The sequence below is a fragment of the Flavobacterium algoris genome, from assembly GCF_048158525.1.
Classification (GTDB): domain Bacteria; phylum Bacteroidota; class Bacteroidia; order Flavobacteriales; family Flavobacteriaceae; genus Flavobacterium; species Flavobacterium algoris.
The window spans coordinates 110843-136586 of sequence record NZ_JBLNKT010000002.1; the positions used below are offsets into that span (position 1 = coordinate 110843).

Annotated in this window: 17 protein-coding genes and 2 pseudogenes; 7 read left to right on the forward strand and 12 right to left on the reverse strand. The window is 34.5% G+C overall.

The window, feature by feature from the left end; all coding sequences use genetic code 11:
* Positions 1-78: 78 nt before the first annotated feature.
* Positions 79-3852: a T9SS type B sorting domain-containing protein gene (locus ACM55I_RS01525; protein ID WP_416845025.1), complete on the forward strand. Its 3774-nt coding sequence runs from the start codon at positions 79-81 to the stop codon at positions 3850-3852.
* Between the two features lie 16 nt (positions 3853-3868).
* Here ACM55I_RS01525 and folK read toward each other — a convergent pair whose 3' ends face one another.
* A complete protein-coding gene (folK, locus tag ACM55I_RS01530; protein ID WP_416845026.1) occupies positions 3869-5002 on the reverse strand; it encodes a 2-amino-4-hydroxy-6-hydroxymethyldihydropteridine diphosphokinase in 1134 nt (377 codons plus the stop codon).
* A 137-nt stretch (positions 5003-5139) separates the two neighbouring features.
* On the opposite strand from folK, the gene sppA reads away from it, so the two are divergent.
* Together sppA and ACM55I_RS01540 are read left to right on the forward strand one after the other, a co-directional pair.
* Positions 5140-6900 (forward strand): signal peptide peptidase SppA, encoded by a 1761-nt coding sequence (sppA, locus tag ACM55I_RS01535; protein WP_416845027.1) that lies wholly within the window; start codon positions 5140-5142, stop codon positions 6898-6900.
* 184 nt (positions 6901-7084) lie between these two features.
* Positions 7085-9700 (forward strand): AsmA-like C-terminal region-containing protein, encoded by a 2616-nt coding sequence (locus tag ACM55I_RS01540; RefSeq protein WP_416845028.1) that lies wholly within the window; start codon positions 7085-7087, stop codon positions 9698-9700.
* 201 nt (positions 9701-9901) lie between these two features.
* Here ACM55I_RS01540 and ACM55I_RS01545 read toward each other — a convergent pair whose 3' ends face one another.
* Positions 9902-10696: a DUF2797 domain-containing protein gene (locus ACM55I_RS01545; protein ID WP_416845029.1), complete on the reverse strand. Its 795-nt coding sequence runs from the start codon at positions 10694-10696 to the stop codon at positions 9902-9904.
* A 102-nt stretch (positions 10697-10798) separates the two neighbouring features.
* Between ACM55I_RS01545 and ACM55I_RS01550 the strand changes: the two genes are divergently transcribed.
* Both ACM55I_RS01550 and ACM55I_RS01555 read left to right on the forward strand, forming a co-directional pair.
* The gene (locus ACM55I_RS01550; protein WP_416845030.1) at positions 10799-12322 is read left to right on the forward strand and encodes a GH3 auxin-responsive promoter family protein; all 1524 of its coding nucleotides are present in this window, start codon (positions 10799-10801) and stop codon (positions 12320-12322) included.
* Positions 12323-12334: 12 nt separating this feature from the next.
* Positions 12335-12484: a hypothetical protein gene (locus ACM55I_RS01555; RefSeq protein WP_416845031.1), complete on the forward strand. Its 150-nt coding sequence runs from the start codon at positions 12335-12337 to the stop codon at positions 12482-12484.
* 54 nt (positions 12485-12538) lie between these two features.
* Here ACM55I_RS01555 and serB read toward each other — a convergent pair whose 3' ends face one another.
* The 9 genes from serB to ACM55I_RS01600 all read right to left on the reverse strand — a co-directional run bounded on the left by serB (position 12539) and on the right by ACM55I_RS01600 (position 21705).
* Complete coding sequence (gene serB, locus ACM55I_RS01560) at positions 12539-13777, reverse strand: phosphoserine phosphatase SerB (RefSeq protein ID WP_416845032.1); 1239 nt, start codon at positions 13775-13777, stop codon at positions 12539-12541.
* 195 nt (positions 13778-13972) lie between these two features.
* Complete coding sequence (locus ACM55I_RS01565) at positions 13973-14407, reverse strand: VOC family protein (RefSeq protein ID WP_416845034.1); 435 nt, start codon at positions 14405-14407, stop codon at positions 13973-13975.
* Positions 14408-14430: 23 nt separating this feature from the next.
* Positions 14431-14694: a hypothetical protein gene (locus ACM55I_RS01570; protein WP_416845035.1), complete on the reverse strand. Its 264-nt coding sequence runs from the start codon at positions 14692-14694 to the stop codon at positions 14431-14433.
* 205 nt (positions 14695-14899) lie between these two features.
* Positions 14900-15313: a VOC family protein gene (locus ACM55I_RS01575; protein ID WP_416845036.1), complete on the reverse strand. Its 414-nt coding sequence runs from the start codon at positions 15311-15313 to the stop codon at positions 14900-14902.
* A 259-nt stretch (positions 15314-15572) separates the two neighbouring features.
* Entirely contained in the window at positions 15573-16805 is a 1233-nt protein-coding gene (gene clpX, locus ACM55I_RS01580) for an ATP-dependent Clp protease ATP-binding subunit ClpX (protein ID WP_416845037.1), read from the reverse strand.
* Between the two features lie 86 nt (positions 16806-16891).
* Complete coding sequence (gene clpP / locus ACM55I_RS01585; protein WP_416845038.1) at positions 16892-17566, reverse strand: ATP-dependent Clp endopeptidase proteolytic subunit ClpP; 675 nt, start codon at positions 17564-17566, stop codon at positions 16892-16894.
* A gap of 408 nt (positions 17567-17974) precedes the next feature.
* Complete coding sequence (locus ACM55I_RS01590; RefSeq protein ID WP_416845039.1) at positions 17975-19300, reverse strand: trigger factor; 1326 nt, start codon at positions 19298-19300, stop codon at positions 17975-17977.
* 456 nt (positions 19301-19756) lie between these two features.
* Positions 19757-21175 (reverse strand): hypothetical protein, encoded by a 1419-nt coding sequence (locus tag ACM55I_RS01595; RefSeq protein WP_416845040.1) that lies wholly within the window; start codon positions 21173-21175, stop codon positions 19757-19759.
* A gap of 221 nt (positions 21176-21396) precedes the next feature.
* Positions 21397-21705: a hypothetical protein gene (locus tag ACM55I_RS01600; RefSeq protein ID WP_416845041.1), complete on the reverse strand. Its 309-nt coding sequence runs from the start codon at positions 21703-21705 to the stop codon at positions 21397-21399.
* 209 nt (positions 21706-21914) lie between these two features.
* Between ACM55I_RS01600 and ACM55I_RS01605 the strand changes: the two are divergent.
* Together ACM55I_RS01605 and ACM55I_RS01610 are read left to right on the forward strand one after the other, a co-directional pair.
* A pseudogene (locus tag ACM55I_RS01605) lies at positions 21915-22265 on the forward strand (transposase); the annotation flags it as partial.
* A gap of 206 nt (positions 22266-22471) precedes the next feature.
* Positions 22472-23018: pseudogene (locus ACM55I_RS01610) on the forward strand (REP-associated tyrosine transposase).
* Positions 23019-23097: 79 nt separating this feature from the next.
* Here ACM55I_RS01610 and ACM55I_RS01615 read toward each other — a convergent pair.
* Entirely contained in the window at positions 23098-25716 is a 2619-nt protein-coding gene (locus tag ACM55I_RS01615; protein WP_416845042.1) for a multicopper oxidase domain-containing protein, read from the reverse strand.
* Positions 25717-25744: the final 28 nt, after the last annotated feature.

Sequence of the window (25744 nt, forward strand, 5' to 3'; positions counted from 1 at the left end):
ACCTTTCTAACCTATCTCTTTTTAGTTAAAATTTATAGCCAAACACCGATATATTGATAAAATTTATATTTTTATAAAATGAAAAATAATTTTTTTTTTAAAGTCATTTTGGCAATATTTTTTTTAATCAATAATGTAACCTACGCTACTAAAGTTGTTTATCCTTTAAAAAAAAGAAACGTCACCACTCTAAGACAAAAGATCAACCCTGCTGTTAATAATTCTAAAATAAATTTAGTAGCAAATATTGCTCCTATAATTAAAGCCACAGGCAATCAAATCTATTGCCCTCAAACCAATATAAAAATTGTAACTGATGTTACAATAACTGATCCTGATGACACCAGTACGGATGCCATTTACATTCAAATTTCATCAGGTTATATAAACGGACAAGACCAATTAACACTTAGTGGTTCACATCCTACAATTATCACAAGTTGGGATATTACTGCAGGGAAATTAAAACTATACAGTCCTACTGGAACACCAATATCTTATATGGACTTTGTATCTGCGATTAAAGATGTAGAATTTTACAATTCATCGTCTTCACCTTCAGGAATTCGAAATTTTTCCATTACCATAGGTCAAGCCAATTATCTTCCCTCTACACAACATTATTATCAATTTATACCTAGTTTAGGAATTACTTGGACAGCAGCAAAAACGGCAGCAGAAACGAGCACATATTATGGAATTCAAGGCTATTTAGCAACAGTTGGCGCTTTAGATGAAGCGCTACTAATTGGGGAACAAGCTTCAGGCACAGGATGGATTGGAGGCAGCGACGCTGCAACCGAAGGGGTTTGGAAATGGGTAACCGGTCCTGAAAACGGTACAATATTTTGGAATGGCCTTGCTAATGGATCATCTCCAAATTTTGCCTTTTGGAACACAAATGAACCCAATCAAACTGGTAATGAAGATTATGCTCATATTACAGAACCAGGTATCGGGATCAAAGGCTCCTGGAATGATCTATCTGATACGGGTGCTATTAGCGGATCTTATCAACCAAAAGGTTATGTAGTAGAATATGGCGGAATGCCAGGCGATCCAACGCTACAAATAGCAACAAGTACTACAATGACAATCGCAAAAATTACAACGACAACACCAAGCCCTATTTGTGCTTCAGCGACATGTACACTTCAAGCAAGTTCTACAACTGGAACTATAAACTGGTATGATGCTGCAACAAATGGAGTTTCTCTTGGGACTGGTAATAGTTTTACGACTCCTCCACTCAATACCACCACAACCTATTATATTGATAACGGCTGTACTCCGAGAACTCCGATTATAGTAACTGTAAATCCATTGCCTATTGCAAATCCGGTAATAATTCCTAGAAAATGTGATGACAATCAAAATGGAATATTCACTTTTAATACTGCTGCTCTTGAGTCTACTTTATTAGGAAATCAAACAAACATAACCATTACTTATTTTGACCAAAACACTAATCCGCTAAAAGATTCAAACGGAAATCTGATAACTAGTCCGTTTCCTGCTAGTTTCACAACAACATCACAAACGATAAAAGCTGTTTTGACAAACAACTCTCCTTTACACTGTTCTAACGAAACAACTATTAAATTTATCGTAGATGATTTACCTGAAGCTTTTGCCGTTCCTGCATCTTTAACCACAACTTGTGATGACGAACCAAATCCATTAAATCAAGATGGTAAATTTGCTTTTGACACGGCTACATTCGAAGCTTCCATTCTAAAAGGGCAAACCGGAATGATAGTTAAATATTTTGATAAAAATGGAAATCCATTATCAAGTCCACTCCCAAATCCATTTGTAACAGCAACTCAAAATGTTTTAGCAACAGTAACAAATACAGCAAACACAAACTGCACTGCAACTACAACTTTAAATTTTGTTGTAAATCCTTTGCCAATTGTCTACGATGTAACAATTGTTCAATGCGATACTGATTTGATTCCAGACGGGGAAACTCTTTTTAATTTGACCGTAAATAACAATCTAATTTCCCCAAATTATACCAATGAAAACTTTACCTATTATACGTCACAATCAGGAGCTAATAATGGTCTTACAACCGATTTAATTTCAAATAATTTGGCTTTCGAAAACACAACACCATCGACAATGAATGTTTGGGTGAGAGTTGCCAATAAAATTAGCGGTTGTTATAGTATTGCCAAATTAACATTAAAAGTTCCTGCTACCAATCTTCTTTCAACTTATAAAATCATAGTCCCTCCTGTTTGTGATGATTTTTTAGATGCTATTAACAATAATAGAGACGGAATTGCAACTTTTGATTTCTCTTGGACGAAAGCCACAATACAAACTCAACTCCCCATAAATCAAGTTTACACTATAAACTATTACAGAAACCAAGCTGATGCCTTAGCCGAACTCAATGTGATTGCGGATATTTCAAATTACAGAAATATTGGTTATCGCGATTCTCAAGATATTTGGGTACGGGTTGAAAGTAGTCTAGATAACGCTTGCGTTGGCTTAGGGCCTTACATTACTTTAAAAGTTGAGGCTTTACCTATTGCTAATTCAGTTATAATTCCAAGACAATGTGATGACAATCAAGATGGAATATTCATTTTTGACACTAGTACCCTTGAATCGAAATTATTAAAAGGACAAATGCTTGCTGATGTTACTGTTACTTATTTTGACCAAAACAATAATCCGTTGCCAAGTCCGTTTCCGAATACTTTCACAACCGCTTCTCAAACTATAAAAGCCGTTGTAACTAATAGAACAACTTTAAAATGTTATGACGAAACAAGCATTCCTTTTATTGTAGACATTTCACCTAAGGCATTTGCAGTCTCCCCTGCCTTAACTACAGTTTGCGATGATGAAGCAGATCCTTTGAATCAAGACAGAAAATTTGCATTCGACACTTCAACATTTGAAGCCACTATTCTAGGCCGACAAACCGGAATGACGGTGACTTATTCTTTACAAAACGGAACTGTACTTTCAAATTTTTCACCCACTTTTATAACAGGAACTCAAAATATTACAGCAACAGTAATAAATCCATTAAATACTTCTTGTACTGCCACCACAACTTTAAATTTTGTTGTTAATCCAACTCCGAAAATTAACTTGAATACCAATGGTAGTGAAAATGAATTGGTTTGTTCTAATCTTCCAAGCTTTTTTGTAACGCTTGATGCTGGAATTCAAGACGGATCTCCAACAAGTAATTACACCTACATTTGGTCAAAAGACGAAACTATTTTGATTGGCAAAATAGCCCCAACGCTATCAGTAAACGCCGAAGGAAATTATGCTGTAGAAGTAACAAATAGTTCAGGTTGCAGTAGAATTCGAACCATAAAAGTTACCGCTTCGGATTTGGCACATATCGAAAGTATTGATATTATAGATTTGACCGATATAAATACAGTTACCGTAAATGTAACAGGAAAAGGAAAATATGAATATAGTTTAGACGAGCCTAGTGGATTTTGGCAGGACTCCAATTTCTTTGATAAAGTACCCGCAGGAATTCACGAAGTTTTCATCAAAGACAAAAATGGCTGCGGTGTAGTTAGCAAAACTATTGCCGTTATTGGTGCACCAAAATTCTTTACACCAAACAATGACGGTTATAATGATTATTGGAGCGTAAAAGGAGTGAATGAAACTTTTAATTCAAAATCAATAATCTACATTTTTGACCGTTACGGAAAACTCATCAAACAATGGGTTCCCAATTTAAACCAAGGTTGGGATGGTACTTTCAATGGTAATTCTTTACCAGCAGATGATTATTGGTTTACCTTAAAATTAGAAGATGGCAGAGAAGCAAAAGGTCATTTTTCATTAAAAAGGTAATTATTTCTAATTACTATTAGCTGATTTTCTGCTGAATTTGATCTAAAATATAAAGATAATCTTCTTGGTTTTTCACAAAGTCTCGATTAGAAACATCAATAATCAGAACATTCAGTTCCGTTTGTGATTTAATATAATCCAAATATCCGTTATTAATTTTATCCAAATATTCTGCTGGAATTTTTTGCTCGTAGCTTCTGCCTCTTTTTTTAATATTTTGTAAAAGACGCTCTGAATTTTGGTACAAATAAATATACAAATCGGGTTTCGGCATTTCTCGGTAAATGATATCAAACAGGTTTCGATACAAACGATATTCATCTTCAGCCAGTGTTATTTTGGCAAAAATCAAAGACTTAAAAATATGATAATCGGCTACTAAAAAATCTTTAAACAAATCAAATTGAGCTAAATCATCTGATAATTGTTGGTACCTGTCGGCAAGGAATGACATTTCAAGCGGAAAAGCGTATCGGTTTTGATCTTTATAAAATTTAGGTAAAAAAGGATTGTCTGCAAAGCGTTCTAAAACTGTTTTTGCATTAAAATCCTCAGCAATTTTCATAGCCAAAGTTGTCTTTCCAGCTCCAATATTCCCTTCAAAAGCTACATAATTAAATTGTTCCAAAGCAATACTTTGCAAAGGACTTTCTAAATCCTGTACTACTTTACAAATACTTTCATCCGGAGAAACTTCAAGCAATTCCAATATTGTTTTTTTAAGAATAGGATGTTTCCAATCTAAATTCAAATCCTGAATGGGTAACAAAACAAATTTCCTGTTTTGCATTAATGGATGTGGAATCTGAAGTTTTTCCGTTTCAATAATTGCTGAATCGAAAGTGATCAAGTCAATATCTATACTTCTAGATTGGTATCCCAATTCTTCACTGCGAATACGTCCCAATCGTTTTTCAATTTTCAAAACCTGACCTAAAATTTTATTAGCAGCGCTAAAGGTATGAATCACTAATGCACAATTATAAAATGCATCACTGTCAAAACCCCAAGACGGCGTTTCATATAGCTTTGAAACTTTGATTACTGTTCCAACTTCCTGGTGTATCAATTGCAAGCAACGCTCGATGTTTTCTAATCGGTTTCCTTGATTACTACCTATCGATAAAATAACTTGATGCTGTGATTTCATATTAAGCACAAATTAACTAAAAGAATTTTAGAATAGAAGTATCTTTGCAAAGAGTGTTGATAACTAATTCTAGAATTAAAAACCCTAAAGTTTGTAACAATTCGACCTCTTTTTAGACTTATTAAAAAAATATAAATATGAAGTTTTTAGGAAATGTGTTGGCGACCATCATAGGTATTTTCATCTTTTTTATGTTATTCTTTTTTGGAATACTAATTATAGGAGCCATTTTTGGAGGTGAATCAGAAGGAGTTAGCGTAAAAAGCAATTCAGTAATCGAATTAAATCTAGAAGATATAAAAAATGATTATGCCGGTAAATTCAAAGATCCTTGGGTAACCATTTTTTCTGATGGAAAAAACATAGGTCTGACTGATATTATCAGTGCAATAGAAGATGCCAAAACTGATGATGATATTAAAGGAATTTCTATTTTGAATGATGATTCTCAATTAGGCATGGCTCAAAGTAAAGCTTTAAGAGATGCATTAGAAGATTTCAAAAAATCAGGCAAATTTGTAATGGCTTACGCTAATTCCTATTCGCAAAAAGAATATTATTTAAATTCAGTTGCCAAACCTATTTACCTAAACCCTGTTGGCGATATGGATTTCAAAGGATTATCTTCGGAAATTATGTTTTTCAAAGATTTTCAGGAAAAATCAGGCATAAAAATGGAAGTAATTCGTCATGGAAAATACAAAAGTGCTGTTGAGCCTTTTCTGGAAAATAAAATGAGCGATGCTAATAGAGAGCAAACTTCCGCTTTATTGAATTCCATTTGGAATTCTGTTGCATCAGAAATTTCAAAAAGTAGAAATATATCAGTACCAAAACTGAATGAAATTGCAAACGGACTTCTGGCACGAACTCCTGAGATGGCAAAAACACAAGGATTGGTTGATGTTGTGGCCTACGAAGATGTTTACCATAATGCCATTAAAAACTTATTGAAAGTAGCCAAAGACGAAGATTACAATAAAGTAACTATTTTGGATTATGCCAAAAAAGTAGCTACAACTTCAAAAAACACCGATGCCAATGATAAAATCGCCGTTATTTATGCCCAAGGCGAAATTCGTAGCGGGGAAGGAGATGTAGATGTTATAGGGGAAGGTTCCATGCGTCGTTCATTACAAGATGCCAGAAAAGACAAAAATATAAAAGCCATCGTACTTAGAATTGATAGTCCTGGCGGAAGTGCTTTAACATCCGATTTGATTTGGAGAGAAGTCGAATTAACTAAAAAAGTAAAACCTGTGGTCGTTTCGATGGGAAATTACGCAGCTTCAGGAGGGTATTATATTGCTTGCAACGCGAATAAAATTTTTGCCGAAAACAATACCATTACCGGTTCAATAGGTGTTTTTGGGATATTGCCTAATTTCAGTCAATTGACAAAGAAAATCGGGATAAATGTAGAACAAGTAAAAACACATGAAAACGCTGCGAGATACAGTCCTTTTGTTCCATTGGACGAAAAACTAAAAGCAGTTACACTTGAAGAGATTGAACATATCTATAAAACTTTTGTAACACATGTGGCACAAGGAAGAAAAATGACATTCGCACAAGTGGATGCTATCGCACAAGGAAGAGTTTGGGCTGGTTCCGAAGCAGTAAAAATTGGATTGGTAGATAAAATTGGAGGTTTGAATGATGCTATACAGGAAGCTGCAGCTTTGGCAAAAACAAAAACATACTCCACACAAAACTATCCTGAATACGAAAAAGACTTTAATGATCTTTTAGCTAATCTGCCATTTACTAAGTCTAAAGAATCTTTCATTAAGGAAGAAATTGGGGAAGAAAATTATAAAATCATGGAAGAAGTAAAAAGATTGCAAGCTCAAAAAGGCGTTCAAGCCATGATGCCTTTTGAAATTAACATCAAATAACCCCTACAATATCTTATAGAAAATCCGTTTAAGCTCACTTAAACGGATTTTTTTTTACAAAGAAAAAAGAGAGCATTACATTATTTATGAAAACATTACAAATATCCTAAACTATAATCCGTTATTTTGGTAAGAAGTCAGGCAGGGTTTTTGCTAAACTTATAAAATCTTAAGAAATCAAATTATGCTAAAGAAAATTTTAAAAATCATTGGGATTCTAATTGTCCTATTCGCAGCAGCTTTATTTGCTATTCCCTATTTTTTTAAAGATCAAATAAAAGCCAAAATTGCCGAAGCTATTAATGAAAAAGTAGATGCCAAAGTCACTTTTGCAGATGCCAATTTGAGTTTATTCAAAAATTTTCCAAACGCTAATGTGGCATTAGATAAGCTAGTCATTATTAACAAAGCTCCTTTTGAAGGCGACACGTTAGTTTCATTAGGTGAATTGAATTTAAAAATGTCCATAAAAGAACTTTTTAAAGGCAAAAACGAAGCAATGCATATTGACGGAATAACTTCAAAAAACGGGTTAATCAATATCCTATTCAATAAAGACGGAATCGGAAATTATGACATCGCTTTGAAAGATAACAAAACCAAGGATGACGGTAAAAGCAGTCCTTTATCATTAAAAATTCAGAATTATAGAATCGAGAATTTCAAGTTCAGGTATTTTGACGAAAGTTCAAAAATAAAGATGGTTATCGACAGCTTGAACCATGAAGGAACTGGAGATTTTGAAGCACAGAAACTAGATTTGGTTACTAAATCTACTGCGAAAATATCTTTAGACATGGATAAAGTCAATTACATGAAAAACGTCTCTTTGACTTTAGATGCTGTTTTGGGCATTGATTTAGAAAAAAGCAAATACACTTTCAAGGAAAACAAAGCATTAATCAATCAATTACCGTTAGAATTTGACGGTTTTATTCAAATGGTAAAAGCGGGTCAGCAATATGATTTGAAATTCAAAACACCAACTTCTTCTTTCAAAAATTTCTTGGGAGTTATTCCGGCGGCTTACGCGGCAAGTTTGGACAATGTAAAAACAACTGGTGATTTTTCCGTTATGGGTTTTGCCCAAGGATTGTATTCTGATTCAACCGTTCCAAAATTCAAAATTGAAATTGCCTCCAATAATGCTTCATTTCAATATCCTAATTTACCAAAATCAGTTCAAAATATAGTTATTGACACTAAAATCATTAATGAAACAGGAATTCTGAACGATACGTATGTGAACCTTGACAAACTTTCTTTCAAAATAGATCAGGATGTTTTCAATGCTAAAGCCAATATCAAAAACATAACACAAAATGCAATTGTCGATGCCGCTTTAAAAGGAACCATCAACTTGGCCAATCTTTCGAAAGCATATCCTATAAAGTTAGACAAACCATTATCAGGTATTTTAAAAGCAGATGTAACGACCAAATTTGACATGCAATCTGTAGAGAAAAGTCAATATCAAAATATTAACAATGCAGGAACGATGAGTTTGTCTGGTTTCAACTATGTGGATGAAAACGGCAAAACAATGAACATTAGCAATGCCTTAGTTCAGTTTAACCCGAGTCAGGTCAATTTGAAACAATTGAATGCAACAACCGGAAAAAGCGACATTAGCGTAACGGGAGTTCTAGAAAATTTTTACGGATTCATTTTTAAAAATCAAGAATTGAAAGGAAATTTCAACATGAATTCCAAGCAATTAGCTGTAGATGATTTCATGACAACCGGTGAAAAAACTAAAACTGTCACTAAAAAAGCAGAAGCAATGAAGATTCCGGCTTTCTTAAATTGTACGCTTACCGCAAAAGCGACTACGGTTTTATATAACAATCTGACCTTGAAAGACGTTTCGGGAAAATTGATCATAAAGGATGAAAAAGTAACATTAGAAAACGTAAAAACATCTATTTTTGGAGGGACAATTGGTGTAAATGGGGCCGTTTCCACAAAAGGAAAAACGCCAGTTTTCAATATGGATTTGAATTTAAATCAAGTGGATATTGCACAATCTTTTACGCAACTTGATATGTTGAAAAAAATTGCGCCAATAGCAGGAATCATTAACGGGAAGCTGAATTCAACCATCAAATTGAACGGAAATCTTGATGCAACAGAACTAACGCCTGATTTAAAAACGCTGACCGGAGATTTATTGGGCCAGTTGCTTTCAACCACTATAAATTCGAGTAATTCGACATTACTAACGGCTTTGGTCTCTAATCTGAAGTTCATCGATGTAAGTAAAATCAATTTGAATGATTTGAAAGCGGCCATTACTTTCAAAGACGGAAAAGTGAATGTAAAACCATTTAACATTAAATACCAAGACATTAAAGCAACAATTGGCGGTTCTCATGGTTTTGACCAAAGTATGAATTACAATATCAAATTTGATGTTCCTGCTAAATATCTGGGTTCAGAAGCCAATGCATTAATTGCTAAATTGTCTCCAGCCGATGCTGCTAAATTGGAAAATCTCCCTATAAATGCCATTTTAACCGGAAACTTCACTAATCCAAAAATTTCAACCGATATAAAAAGTGCTGTTAACAATCTGACTACTCAATTAGTGAAACAACAAAAAGAACGATTGGTAAAACAAGGAACTTCAGCTTTAACTGATTTTATCAATAAAAATAAGAAACCAAGCGACACTACAAAGACAGTAACTCCCACAACAAAGGAAGAAACTACGAATGCTGTAAAAACAAAAGCAACCGATTTATTAAATGGATTGTTTAATAAAAAGAAAAAAGCAGAAGAACCTAAGGCGACACCTTAAACTATTTCCAGACAATGTCATTAAGTCCAAGATAAAGCGACAAATTTGATGGCAGATTTTTGATTAACGATTCTTGATTTCAGATGTGTGAGACCTGTAAAAGCGATGGTTTTTATTTACTAACACAAAAATCTGAAATCAAGAATCGTTAATCTTCAATCAAAAATCCCTTAACTTAATCCTCACAATGACAGGCTTTTTTTATACATTAATCGTCACCACATATCCTTCAGAACCGCGGATATTGAAAACTGTTCCATCGTCAAAAAGTAGGTATTGCCCTTTTATTCCTGTGAGTTTTCCTTGAAACTGAGGTGTCTTGTCTAAACTTAAACTACTTACTTTATTTGGATAGTGTAAAACGGGATAATGCATTTCGTACAAATCATTTTTTTGCAAATAAAAATACTCCTGAACTTCTGTTGGAATTAGATTCTCCACTTTCAATCGTTCTGCAACTAAGTCAATTTGTTCCACATTATTTGTCAGCATTTTTCTCCAATTGGTTTTATCGGCATAATGTTTTTTTAGAGCTACCTCAGTAATCCCCGCTAAATACCTATTTGGTACTTCCACAATCGAAATCGCTTGGGTTGCGCCCTGATCTATCCAACGGGTTGGCACTTGTGTTTTTCTGGTCACCCCTACTTTCACTTCGCTTGACAAAGCTAAATATACAATATGAGGTTGCAATTGTACTTTTTCTTCATATGCTAAATCCCTGTCCTGAATTCCAAGATGAGCGGTACTTAACTCCGGTTTCATAATCCAATCTCCAACAGCAGCACTAGAATAGAAACAATCGTAACAAAATCCTTGACGGAATATTTTTTTCTTCTTTCCACAATTCAAACATTGGTATCCCACAAAATTAATTTCAAGATTTTTATTCAGCAACTGATTCACATTCAAAAAACTATTCTCAAAAACTAAATAATATTGAATTGGGTTTCCAAATTCAGTCTGCATTTTTGTAAGTACACCTTCGTAAGTCATTCTATTTAAAGTTTCAGGTTTAACACATCAAGTTAAACAAATTTTGTTATTTTTGGTAAAGTTATAATTCGTAATTCGTAATTCATAATTCATAATTTAAAAATGCCACTAACCATAATCAATTCGTTTGCCTCTTGGGTTCTGAAACAACGCATCCATCAGATTGAACTTTTCTTGAAATACCCGAACGAGGTTCAGGAAGAATTGCTTATGAATTTAATTCAGTCCTCAAAAAATACTGTTTTAGGCAAAGAATATGATTATGCTTCGATAAATTCCTATGCCACTTTTGCTGATAGAATTCCTATTTCTACTTATGAAGAATTACAACCTCTGATTGAAAGAACTCGTAAAGGCGAACAAAATGTTTTTTGGGAAACACCTATAAAATGGTTCGCCAAATCAAGCGGAACAACTAATGCCAAAAGTAAATTTATTCCGGTAAGCAACGAAGCGCTGGAAGATTGCCATTATAAAGGAAGTAAGGATTTGCTGTGTTTGTATCTCAATAACAACGAAGAATCAGAACTCTTTCTTGGAAAAAGTCTGCGTCTTGGTGGAAGCTCACAAATCTACGAAGATAACAATACGTTTTTTGGAGATTTATCAGCGATATTAATCGAAAATATGCCTATTTGGGCGGAGTTTAGCAGTACACCAAGCAGTAAGATTTCACTAATGAGTGAATGGGAAACCAAAATTGCTGCCATTATAAACGAAACGAAAAACGAAAATGTAACCAGTTTTGCAGGAGTTCCTTCGTGGATGTTGGTTTTAATGAATAAAATGCTGGAGGAAACCGGAAAAGGAAATTTATTCGAAATCTGGCCCAATCTCGAAGTGTACTTTCATGGCGGCGTAAATTTTGAACCCTATCGAGAACAGTATAAAAAAATACTGCCGAAAAAAGATTTTAAATATTACGAAATATACAATGCCTCCGAAGGATTTTTTGCCATTCAGGATTTAAATTATTCCAGTGATTTATTATTAATGCTGGATTATGGAATTTTCTATGAATTTATTCCAATGGATACTTTTGGAACACCAGACCAAAAAGTAATTCGTCTGGCCGATGTAGAACTTTTCAAAAACTATGCAGTAGTGATTACGACCAATTCTGGGCTGTGGCGGTATTTGATAGGTGACACCGTACGTTTCACCTCATTGAATCCATACCGAATTCGGGTTACAGGCAGAACCAAACATCATATCAATGTTTTTGGAGAAGAATTAATGGTCGAAAATACCGATCAGGCTATTGCCAAAGCCTGTAAAATGACCCAAATGGAAGTTGTTGAATATACTGTCGCTCCCATATTTATGAATGGAAAAGAAAAAGGCGCTCACGAATGGATGATTGAATTTAAAGATAATCCTGCTGATGTGTCCCAATTTCAGAAAGCACTGGATGAATCCATACAATCCTTAAATTCTGATTACGAAGCGAAACGCTACAATAACATGACCTTGAATCCGTTAGTAATTAATGTAGCCCGAAAAAATTTGTTTTATGACTGGCTAAAAGGAAAAAATAAACTGGGTGGACAACATAAAATTCCAAGATTATCAAACCAAAGAGATTATCTAGAACAATTGAAAAGCATGCAATTTCAAACAGCATAAAAAAACGGGAAGATGAAAAATACCTTCTACATCTTGATAACGCTACTTTTTCTAAATTCCTGCGGACCACACAGAATGCGTTGTGGAGCCAGAGGAATTTGTAAATCTCCCGAAAAACAAACATTGGAAAAACCTAAAAAAACAGCTACTATTAAAGCATAAAAAAGGCTGTCTAATAATTTTAGACAGCCTTTTTTGTATTATCATTTGCACTTTTTATTCCTCATCCATCATATCAATATGCCTGTCGTGATAGCCTAACAGGTATAAAACACCATCGAGACCCAGGCTAGAAATTGAAGTAGCTGCATTTTCTTTGACTGTTGGTTTGGCATGAAAAGCAATTCCTAAACCGGCTAGGTTCAACATAGGTAAATCATTTGCACCATCACCCACAGCAATGGTTTGATTGATATTTATGCCTTCTTTTTCCGCAATAGCTTTTAGATATTCGGCTTTCTTTTGTCCATCAACAATTTCACCCAAATAATTACCCGTCAATTTACCATCTATAATCTCCAATTCATTGGCGTGAACGTAATCAATCCCTAATTCCTTTTGTAAATAATTACCAAAGTAGGTGAAACCTCCCGACAAAATAGCGGTCTTGTAGCCGTAATATTTTAAGGCCTTCATCAAGCGATGAGCTCCTTGTGTTATGGGTAGATTTTCAGCAACCGTTTGTAGCACATCTTCACTTAAGCCTTCTAACAAAGCCATCCGTTTTTTGAAGCTTTCGCTAAAATCAATTTCGCCGTTCATAGCCGATTCAGTAATGGCTCTGACTTGCTCACCTACACCCGCTAATTCAGCTAATTCATCAATTACTTCCGTTTGAATTAAGGTAGAATCCATATCAAAACACACCAAACGTCTATTTCTTCTATACATATTGTCTTCTTGGAAAGAGATATCCACATCTAAAGTTCTGGAAATTTCCATAAAACTGGCAGTCATCGATGCTTTATCCACAATATCGCCCGTTACGGATAATTGCACGCAAGAACGAGGAAATTCTTCTTTTTCAATAATAGAAACTCTACCAGTTAATCTTTTGATAGAATCAATATTTAAATTTTGGTCCGACATTATTCTAGTCACAGCCGCCAATTGTACAGCTGTTAATGTTTCTCCCAAAATATTTATGATGTAACGTTGTTTGTGTTGTGCTTTTACCCAAATTTCGTAATCAGCAATAGAAACTGGAATAAACTTAACTTTAATACCCAATTCATAGGCTTTAAACAATAAATCTTTTAAAACAGGCCCAGAAGAAGAACCCGCTTTTATTTCAAATAAAATCCCTAAGGATAGGGTATCATGAATATCTGCTTGTCCAATATCTAAAATAGTTGCATCATAAGTCGCTAATATCGATGTTAAACCAGCAGTAACTCCGGGTTTGTCTTGTCCAGAAACTTTTAATAAAATAACCTCTTTATCCTCTACTTCCATTTTTATTACTATTGATTTACAATGGACAAAAATCGGCATTCTAATGATGATAAAAAAGAATAATGTTTGTTTTTTTAAACAATAACAAATAGTTTAAATTACCCATAAAAAAACCTGCCCAAATCAATGAACAGGTTTATATTTATGAGAAAAATGCAATTTTTACTATGCAATGTTAAAACTTTTCAATGCTAATTATTTCTCGTTTTCATCAAAATTCACCATCCAATTGATTCCAAATTTATCAACAAACATTCCAAAATAAGCGCCCCAAAAGGTTTGATTCATTGGCATCGTTACCGTTCCTCCTGCCGAAAGTCCGTTAAACAATTTATCAGCTTCTTCTTTACTCTTAGCATTGATTGAAAGTGAAACGTTTTGCCCAAAAACAACTTCCCCACTTGCTGAATTGCTGTCACTTCCCATTAATACAAATCCATCACCGATTGGCAATGTAACATGCATAATTTTATTTCCATCTGCTTCAGAAAGTACGGGATTACCTTCCGCTGGTGGCATATCTTTAAACTTGCCAATATAAGGGAATTCACCCCCAAATATAGATTGATAAAATAGGAATGCTTTTTCGCAATTTCCATTAAAAATTAAATACGGATTAATTGATGCCATAATGCTATTTTAAGATTAATATATTATTTTTCTTCTGAAAGTTTCTTTACCAAATCTAATGCTTTTGGCCATGTCGTTTTGAAATAATCGATATACTTTTCGACTGAATCCATTTTTACTTCTAAAACAGTAATTCCTTTATCTTCGGTCAAACGATACATTTCCTTAGCGCCAGCCCATTCTTGAGTCGCATCATCAACTGGCATTTCCTGAAAGTTTTTAATTTCACTCCAATGTTTAAAAGCCATGTATTCATTATCAATTTTCTTGTAAATAATACTATTCATTCCATTCCCATTTGGAGATAAAAAATGAATTTTACTGCCTTCTTTCCAATCGCTTACCGCATAACTCCCTTCACAGAAAACGGAGGTACATTGTTTGTATGTCTCATCATTCTATAAAACGTCCCAAACTTTTTATTTTGGAGCATTTATCTCGATTTTAAATTCCAGTGTTGTCATTTTGTGTTTTTTTAGATTAACTTAAAACCTATTGTTTTGGTACTTTACTAAAATCCATATATAACATATTCCAGCGATGTCCGTCTAAATCTGCAAAAGCACAACCATACATCCAACCTTGGTTTTCGGCTGGTTTGGCGAAAACAGTCCCTCCGGCTTCTTCCACTTTCTTTGCGAATTCATCCACTTCTTCTTTACTTTCTGCATCAATTGAAATTAACACTTCGGAACTTGATTGTGTATCCGTAATTTTATTTTGCACAAAACCTTCAAACATCGATTCCTCAAAAAGCATGACCGCAAAATTAGTAACTCCAACTGACAGACATGTTGAATGCGGAGTAGCGTATTGCTCATTAAAAGAAAAACCTATTTTAGCGAAAAATGCTTTTGATTTCGCCACCTCTTTTACAGGTAAATTAAGCCAGATTTGTTTTGTCATACTATTATTTTTAAAGTCTCATTTTTTGACATTATCTTACAATTATCCAAAATTACCTACCAACATTGTTGTGCAATGCTTCAGGATTTTCAATTCGGAGTCAAATTTTCGACTATAAATTTACAAAATATTTGAAGTCTGTTCTCTTTTATAATCAATAATATAACTTTAAAATAATCCATAAAAAAACCTGTTCAATGGAATGAACAGGTTTACTGTTTTTAGAAAAGATTACAATTAATCTTTATCAGAACTCAAATTACGATGCAATCTCCAAACGTTTCAATAAGTTTTTATTCAACGTTTCTTTGGCGTAATCTACATCAATTTCTAATATTTTATCATCAGAACTTGGCAATTCATACATCGCATCGGTTAGGATGGCTTCACATAAAGAACGCAATCCACGAGCTCCTAATTTATATTCTAACGCTTTATCAACGATAAAATCCAATGCTTCATTTGTAATGGTGAATTCGACATCGTCCATTAAAAATAATTTCTCGTATTGTTTGATTAACGCATTTTTAGGCTGTGTCAAAATAGCACGCAAGGTTTCTCTGTCTAAAGGATCCATGTGTGTCAATACTGGCAAACGACCAATAATCTCCGGAATCAATCCAAAATCTTTGATATCCTTTGGGATAATATATTGCAACAAATTGTCTTTGTCAATATTATCCACATTTTTAGAAGTAGAATAACCAACAGCTTGACGGTTCAATCGTTTCGAAATAATTCTTTCGATTCCATCAAAAGCACCACCGGCAATAAACAAAATATTTTGTGTATTGACCTCAACAAATTTTTGGTCTGGGTGCTTACGGCCTCCTTTTGGTGGCACATTCACAACGGTTCCTTCCAATAATTTCAATAATGCTTGTTGCACACCTTCCCCTGAAACGTCTCGCGTAATAGACGGATTGTCACTTTTACGTGCAATTTTATCTATTTCGTCAATGAATACAATTCCGCGTTCCGCTTTGGCTACATCATAATCAGCAGCTTGTAAAAGACGCGTCAAAATACTTTCGACATCTTCTCCCACATAACCTGCTTCTGTTAAAACTGTCGCATCAACAATAGCTAAAGGCACATCCAACATTTTTGCAATGGTTTTAGCCACCAATGTTTTTCCTGTTCCTGTTTGTCCCACCATGATGATGTTGCTTTTTTCAATCTCTACCTCATCGTCCAGTTGCTGTTGCATCAACCGTTTGTAGTGATTGTAAACCGCAACCGACATTACTTTTTTAGTTTGGTCTTGTCCAATTACATATTGATCCAAGAACGCCCTGATTTCTTTTGGTTTCTTCAAAATCAAATCTCCAACCAGTTTTGAACTTCCACTGGATTTTATTTCCTCTAAAACAATTCCGTGTGCTTGTTCGATGCATTTATCACAAATATGTGCATTGATACCAGCAATCAATAATTGGGTTTCTGGCTTCTTTCTTCCACAAAACGAACACTCTAATACTACTTTTGCCATTCTTTTAGTCTAATGTCATAAAGTCAAAAGTCGTAAAGTCTGAGCAATGCTTCTGACTTTCGGACTTTTGACTTTCGACTAATAATTTATCCTCTTACTAAAACTTCATCAATCATTCCGTATGCTTTTGCTTCTTCGGCAATCATCCAATAATCACGCTCGCTATCACCGTGTACTTTATCGAAAGTTTGTCCGGAGTGGTGAGAAATAATTTTGTACAACTCATCTTTCAGTTTCAACATTTCACGTAAATTGATTTCCATGTCTGTTGCAACTCCTTGCGCTCCGCCTGATGGTTGGTGAATCATTACTCTTGAATGTGGCAATGCCGAACGTTTTCCTGCAGCTCCTGCACACAAAAGCACCGCTCCCATAGAAGCTGCCATTCCGGTACAAATTGTGGCTACATCCGGTTTGATGTATTGCATCGTGTCATAAATCCCCAATCCTGCGTAAACGCTTCCTCCTGGAGAATTCAAATAAATTTGAATATCCTTAGAAGCATCGGCACTTTCAAGGAACAACAATTGTGCCTGAACGATATTTGCAATTTGATCATCAATTCCTGTTCCCAAGAATATAATTCTGTCCATCATCAATCTTGAAAAAACGTCTAATTGTGAAATATTCAACTGACGCTCTTCGATGATGTAGGGAGTCATGTTTTTAGGAGTCATTGCGCCTACGATTTTATCGTAATACATCGAGTTTACCCCGTGGTCCTTTGTAGCAAATTTTTTAAATTCTTTACCGTAGTTCATATTTTTTTGTTCTAAGTTTTACGTACTATCTTGTGATTCCATTTAATGCAAAGGTCATACCTATTTCCAAAGGATGTCAATATGTCTTATTTTTAGCCCAGATAAGAGTGAAAAGCTTTTTGAATTCCGGTTTTTAGTTTTTTTATTCTTGCAAAGCGACTGGAAGAAGCTCTTGTAAGGATAAAAAAAACTGAAACGGAAGAAAAAACTTGCAACGGATAGCTGGATTGGCTCCTGAAATTAATGGAAACAAAAGAGCGCCAAAAAATTATTCTTTTGACGCTCAAATATACTTATTTTTTATTGTTTTGCATTTGTAATAAAATCTTAAAATTTGAAACAACTAACGAAATACGTTTTCCGTTTTTCAACTTTTGACTTTATGACATTTGACTTTACGACTACAATTTATTCTCCGTATGAAGCGGCAATAAATTCATCGTAAGTTACTTCTTTAGTAGTAGGATTTGCTTTCTCTTTGAACAATTCCAATAATTTCTCCGCAACAACTTGGTCAGAAAGTCTTTTCACTTCGTCTTGGTTTGACAAAACTCTAGCCACAATTCCTTGAACTTCTTCGTCAGTAGGATTTGTTTGCCCGAATTGCGCCATTTGTTGACGGATATTTTTTGTAGTAAATGTTTTCAAGTCTTCAAAAGTAATTTTGATGTCGCTTGAAGCCATTGCTCTACCTTCGATCAACTGAAAACGCAATCCTCTTTCTGATCTTGTATATTCTACTTCAGCTTCTTCAGGAGACAATTTTTTCTCTCCTACCGTTTGCAACCATTTTTTCAAGAATTCAGATGGCAAGTCAAATTTTGTGTTTTCGATCAAGAAATCCTGAACATCAGCCAATAATTTTTGATCCGCTTGTTGTGCAAATTGGTTTTCAGCATCTTCCTTGATTTTTGCTTTCAATTCTTCAAGTGAAGCAACAGTTCCAGCACCAAACAATTTGTCGAACAATTCTTGGTTCAATTCTGCTAATTCAGCTGTATTGATGGCTTCGATTGTGAAGTTTACATCAACATTTAAACCGTGAACGTCATCATGACTTACTTTCATTACGTCCATCAATTGGTGGTCGTCTTCAAATAAACCTTTCGTATTTACTGTCACTACATCACCTACTTTTTTACCAATGAATAAATCAAAAGTCGCTTTGTCTTTGAAAAGATCCGCAGCAATAGTGGTAGCGTTATTAATTCCTTTTTCTTCGTTTGTGAAAGTTCCTGTTACATCTGAATCTGCAGCAACAACCTCTTGAGGAATTGCTTTTCCAAATTGTTTTTGGATGCGTTCTACTTGCCCGTCAACTAATTTAGCATCAGCAGAAACTACATATTTCACGATGTCGTTTTTGGCTTCTAAATCCAATTCAAAGTTAGGAACCAATCCTATTTCATATTCAAAAACCAATTCTTCAGTATCCCAAGAAAAATCTTCGTTTACTTTAGCAAGTGGCGTTCCCAGAAGGTTTAATCTTTCTGATTGTACGAAACGCTCTAAAGCTAAATCCACAACTTTCTGAATTTCTTCTTGTTTAATCCCTTTACCGTATTGTTTTTCAACAAGATCTTTAGGCACCGCTCCTTTTCTAAATCCCTTAACAGTTGCCAAAGGCATTTTTTCGTTTATTCTTTTTGCTACTTGTCCTTTGTAATCCATGTGAACAACTGTCATTACAATTGTCTCAGTTACAGCGTCTGTTGCTACTCTTTTAATATCCATCTTCTTCTTTAATTTACATAATAAAATTGGACTGCAAAATTATAAAATTTTTCCAACCCAAACAAGCTTTTTATTCACGATCCTAATCCCGAAGCGTCGGGACGGGACTGGATTGAATTTTAGGCGGTTATTTGACAAAATCAGAGGCTTGAAAAGGAAAATAGTTTGGGCGTGTCCCTCTGTAAAAACTGCGGGTCAGGCTGTTCGTTACAAACGAAGTTCACTGAACTCCGCTAAAAATTAAAAACATTGTGAAGTAATCTTTTATTGCGCTTTGCTTCATAAAAGGATTTTCACTGCCATCCTTCACGCGGCTTGGAGTATTCAACAATATATGTTTGAAATATATAAAAACTTATACTTATAAGATAAAACGACCCAATTTAAGGATAATAAGTCTGATATCGTTTGATTATTTACAAGTTATGTGAAAGCCATTTTATAGTCTTTAGTAAATTAACTGGCCTTTCGCTTCCTATCTCGTTGAAAATATGGAGATTTAATATCGCCTTTGCGTAAAAGATGATTAGTTAGGCTTAGCAAATTTACACACATCAGATTTGATCTTAGACTTTCTTGAATTTGAAGCAATTGGACTCTCCCTAATTCCCTATCAACATATAAAAAATTCAATGCTGCAATTGCAAAATCAAAAAGATGAAGAGAATTTAGATATTTTTTCTTGTGCAACTCTATAAAATGTAATATTTCCAAATAATTGAGCTTTTTTTCATATCTATAAGTGTGAGCTAACTCCCTGTAATTGGTAAACACTTGCTCAGGGTCATTTTCAACCATTCCAAAAAAGCCTAGATTACAATGTATTGCTGGCGAAAATTTACTTATCATCTTTGCTTTGTCGGTATAATCTTTCGCCAAAAGGTATTCGCTTTTTTCAAAATACATTCGTGAAAGAGATATATAATTACTGAAGCTAAAGCGATGATTTTCTTTGAACAGTATTTCGCATTCCTTCAACAAATTGAACGCAGATTCAATATCTTTTTTGTCAATATATTTTTCAATTGCGTTAAATGTAAAAAGACCAAGCAAAATCTCATTTAATCTTGTTTTTTTAGCATTACTAACTGTATCGTTGTTTAAGTCTTCGGAAGCCTTTAGGGTTTTAAAAATCTTTAATGCCAAGTCGTATTCCTTGATATAAATCGAATAAAGTCCGTTAAAAAAAAGCAATGAGTCTTTAAAGTTGTGCTTGATTTTAGTTTTATCCGTAAAGCTTTTGCTTTCGACATATTGCCAGTCCTTATTTAAGTTTCTAAAATTCAAATCACGTGACATATTGATATTATTTCTAAAATCGGATTGATCAATATTACTTAGATGAGCTGAAAAATGAATATTTTGGAGTTCTATTTTCGCAACAGTTTGTGCATCTTCCATACTGCTTCCATTAAAAATCGTCGCAAAGAAAGCATTATCTATTATATGATTATTGTTATCAACAAACCTACTTAATTGATTTTTTGTTGTAATATGGTTTATTGGGAACAGCTTAAATTTTATTTCGCCAAACTCGTCTCCTAATTCTTCTACTAAGTCATTGATGATTTCTTTTATCCGCAACTCAGAAATAGAGTCATTACACTTCAAGAAAATACCGGTAGTAACAACCTTTTTTTTGAAGAGGTTTAGTCGATGAGAAGCGAATGCCCAAACTACATATATTAACATCAATCCTATTACTGGGATAAGCCAGACGCGGTATAACTTGTGATCAAACAAATTCTCTTTAATAAATTCAGAAACAGCACCATAGTAAGTTGCTATAAAAATGAAAAAGAAGAAAGCCAGACCGACTTTTGTATTCCAGTAGGTTTTTATTGCATCACAATTTTCTTTAAATCCCTTCGCCATCAAATATTTTTCTACAAATATATTGGAAGAGAAATATGTTAGAATCTAAAAAGAGCTAAAGTTATCAACAAGAAATCTTTTGACCAGCTCCACAAAGTCTTCCTTAAAAGAATAAATTTCTCATTAATGCTGCGCAAACGTATCTGCCTATTATCTCATCTACAATAGACACAGCCAAAACCCAGCCCCCGCTAGCGCAATGTCATTAAGTTAAGAAATTTTTAAAAGCTATCTTTTTGGTTTTTAGTCACATTAGGTTTTATTCTGGTTCTATATTTTCCTGAATTTCTTTCAAAAGATCTATTGGGTCTTATTGGAATAAGGTTTTCTTTATATAACTGCTTAAGGTCTTCAAAAGATTTTTCCATTGATTTTGAAGTAAGGAATAAATCTAGTATTCTGTTTTTAAGAAAACCATAAGATAAATTGATGTTGATTTTATAATCATATTTTTTTTGTTGATTATCCTTAACTAAATCATCTTCTAATTCCCCCGCTAGCGCGAGCGTCCCGCTCGTGACCGTAAACAAAAGTAGGAAATACAAAAAAATCTAAAAAATAAATGTCATAAGAGACACGAGCGGGACGCTCGCGCTAGCGTAAGCGAACCAATTTAACCTCCGCTCGTAACCGCAAACAAAAGCAGGAAAAAACAAAAAACTAAATCTTCTACTTCTAAAAAAACTAGAAATAATACATTTACTTTTAATTGACAATTAGATTAAATACAAGCAAATCTATGAGCACAAAATATAAATTTGGAGAAAGTACAGGAGCTTATTTTGTAAGCTTTGCCACAGTAAACTGGATAGATGTATTTACAAGAGATGCTTATTTTGGGAATATCATAGAATCATTGGACTTTTGCAGAAAAAACAAGGCGATGGAAATTTATGGGTATTGCATTATGCCAAGCCATGTTCATTTAATATTTCGTTCTGGCAATAGCAATCCATCAGGATTGATGAGAGATTTCAAAGGATTCACATCAAAAAAAATGCTCCAAACAATCGAAGAAAATACTCAAGAAAGCCGAAGAGAATGGATGCTCTGGATGATGGAACGAGCAGGAAAAAAGAATAGTAATGTGATATAACGCAAACCTGCCATGTATTCTCTATCGGTATTCCCCCCGCTAGCGCGAGCGTCCCGCTCGTGCCCACAACAAAGAGTTAGAAAAACAAAAAGCAAAATCTTAAAAAAAATCAAGTTTTAAAGAAAGATTTAGAATGAATTTAATTAGTTTTTCAGACTGATAATTGAAGTGGTTAGAGTACTTAAATACAAGCAAAATCTATGAGTACAAAATATAAATTTGGAGAAAGTACAGGAGCTTATTTTGTAAGCTTTGCCACAGTAAATTGGATAGATGTATTTACAAGAGATGCGTATTTTGGGAATATCATTGAATCATTGGACTTTTGCAGAAAAAATAAGGCGATGGAAATTTATGGGTATTGCATTATGCCAAGCCATGTTCATTTACTATTTCGCTCAGGAAATGGCAATCCATCAGGATTGATGCGAGATTTCAAAGGATTCACATCAAAAAAAATGCTCCAAACAATCGAAGAAAATGCTCAAGAAAGCCGAAGAGAATGGATGCTTTGGATGATGGAACGAGCAGGAAAAAAGAATAGTAATGTAAAGCATAGACAATTTTGGCAACAGGATAATCATCCAATAGAAATTTGGTCATTAAAGGTTTTTGAACAAAAACTTAATTATATACATTACAATCCAGTCGAATCTGGTTTTGTAACTGATCCAATAGATTGGAAATAGTAGTGCCAGAAATTATGGAAATAATGATCAAACGATTTTAGAGATAGATTTGAATTGATTTTGATAGTGGGCACGAGCGGGAAACTCGCGCTAGCGGCGGCATTGCTCTTTAGCTATGGTAATAAATTTTCAATTCTCTAATAATTCAAACTCAATCCAAAACCAAATCCCATATCACTGTCATAATGCGTGGTAATTCCAAAATTTCTCTTGACAATATAGCGCAAACCCGCCATGTATTCTTTGTCGGTATTCCACATTAAATTCATACGCAATCTTTTGGAAACCGGAATATCCATGCGTTCAAATTGCAACCTTAAATTCCCGTCTGTAAATACTTCCACTTGGGCTTTGATGAGCATGGGCAACGTATACTCGACTCCGGCACTGAAAACGGCGCGATTGTCCTTGGTATTGGCTTGACCAAAAAGATTCTCTTCCATTGCTCCCATTTCCATTTTTCGATACCGCCAGTCAAAACCGATGAACGGCATCAGCCATTGCATTTTCCCGATGTATCGTCCAATATGCGTTTCAGTTTCATAACCATGATGATCGCTGTAACCCAAACGCCATTCGGTACCAATACTCCAACGCGTATTTCCCAACATTGCCATTCCATCGTTTCCATTGGTGGCAAAATCATTTTCGGCCATCAAATGAAAAGCTTGGTCATCAGCGAATAATTTGCGTTGCGCTAATTTCGGATTTGGTATTTCGGGATTAACAGGAGAATTTTCGTAAGAGAAAATCCTGCCCATTCCACTCATCATGTGATACAAAATATGGCAATGAAAAAACCAATCTCCACTTTCGGTAGCGGCAAATTCCAATGTATCGGTTTCCATTGGCATAATATCAATCGTGTTTTTCAATGGCGAATAATCCCCTTGCCCATTAATTACCCTAAAATCATGTCCGTGCAAATGCATCGGATGCCGCATCATCGAATTATTGTGAATTACCATGCGGATGATTTCTCCTTTTTTAATTAAGATTTTATCAGTTTCCGAAACTACTTTATTATCTAAACTCCAAACATAACGGTTCATATTCCCTGTAAGTTCAAACTTTAATTCTTTTACGGGTGCGTCTTTTGGCAATGTTGTTTTGGTTGGGGATTTCAGCATTGCATAATTCAAAGTCGTGATATCTGAAAGTTCATTGCTGTTATAATCATCTTCAGTCATTTTCATTTTCCCCATGTCATGTGAAGCATGATCCATTTTTTCATCTTTTCTTTTCTCTATATTCTTCCCGCTGTCCTCTTCTTTTCCAGTAATTTCAGGATACATCACCACATTCATGTCCATTTTATTGAGTGACATTTGCATTCCCATATCATCTAAATCTCCATTCATTTTCATCATGCCATTCATCATTTTCATCCCTTCAAAATATTTTAATTTAGGCAAAGGCGAAATTAATTGTTTCACCCCATCCCCTATATACAAGGAAGCTGATTTGGTTCTATCTTCTGAGGTTACTAAAAGCTCATACGCCGTTTTATCGGCAGGAATCGTTACAACAACATCATACGTTTCAGCAACTGGAACAATTAGTCTGTCGACTTCTACAGGCTCCACATCATTTCCATCATTTGCCACAACAGTTATTTTACCACCGGCATAGGTCAACCAAAAATACGTTGATGCACCTCCATTTGCAATTCGCAATCGGACTTTATCACCCCCTTTTAACTGTGAAAGTTGGCTTTCGTTTTTTCCATTAATTAAAAATTTATTGTAGTAGACATCACTAACATCCATGGCATTCATTCGCTTCCATTCGTTAGTGACTTTTGTTTTAAAACGCCCCGCTTTTACGGATTCCGAATAACTTTGTGTTGTCCCTTTTTGAATCGCAAACCAATCAGAAGCATTGTGTAACATGCGATGTACAGTTTCTGGTTTCATATCCGTCCATTCACTCAAAATAATTGGAACAGTTGGTAAATCATCTATTCCTTTTCTAAAAGTCGAATCATCTGCTTTTTTATTCATAATAAACAAACCATACATCCCAATTTGTTCTTGCAAACCGGTATGACTGTGATACCAATGGGTTCCATTTTGGATAATCGGGAACGTATATTTATGGGTAGTATGCGGTTTGATTGGCATTTGTGTCAAATTAGGAACACCGTCATATTGATTCGGCAAAAACAATCCGTGCCAATGCAACGAAGTATCTTCATTTAATTCATTGTGCACATAAATTTCGGCAATATCACCTTCGGTAAAAGTGAGCGTTGGCATTGGAATTTGTCCATTTACGGCAATCGCTCTTTTAGATTTATCGCCAAAAGTAACGATCGTGTCCCGAACATATAAATCGTAACGAACTGTTCTTGGAGACGTGTTGTTTACAATTGTCTTCGCGGGCTCCAGGCTTGCTTTTGACATATCCATATTTCCCATATTATGATTTTGATGCGTATCAATAGTGTCAGATTTCAAATTGCCTTTATTGTCCTTCTTTATAGAAGTTTCTTTCATGGGCATTTGCATTTTATCCTGTTCTTTAACCCCCGTTTTCTTAACCACTTTCGTTTTTTCCTTTATCAATATCATTCCGCATTTAGGACAATTTCCCGGCGTTTTAGCATGAATTTCGGAATGCATCGGGCATGTATATGTTGTAGGCTGCGCCTTTTGTGTGCTTTCTTTCTTTTGCATGTTCATTTCTTTCATATCCTGTGCTTGTGAAAAGGAATAAAAAGCGAGAATGAATGTAAATACTATTATTTTTTTCATTTTTTTGGTTTAAAATTGATGTTGCTGT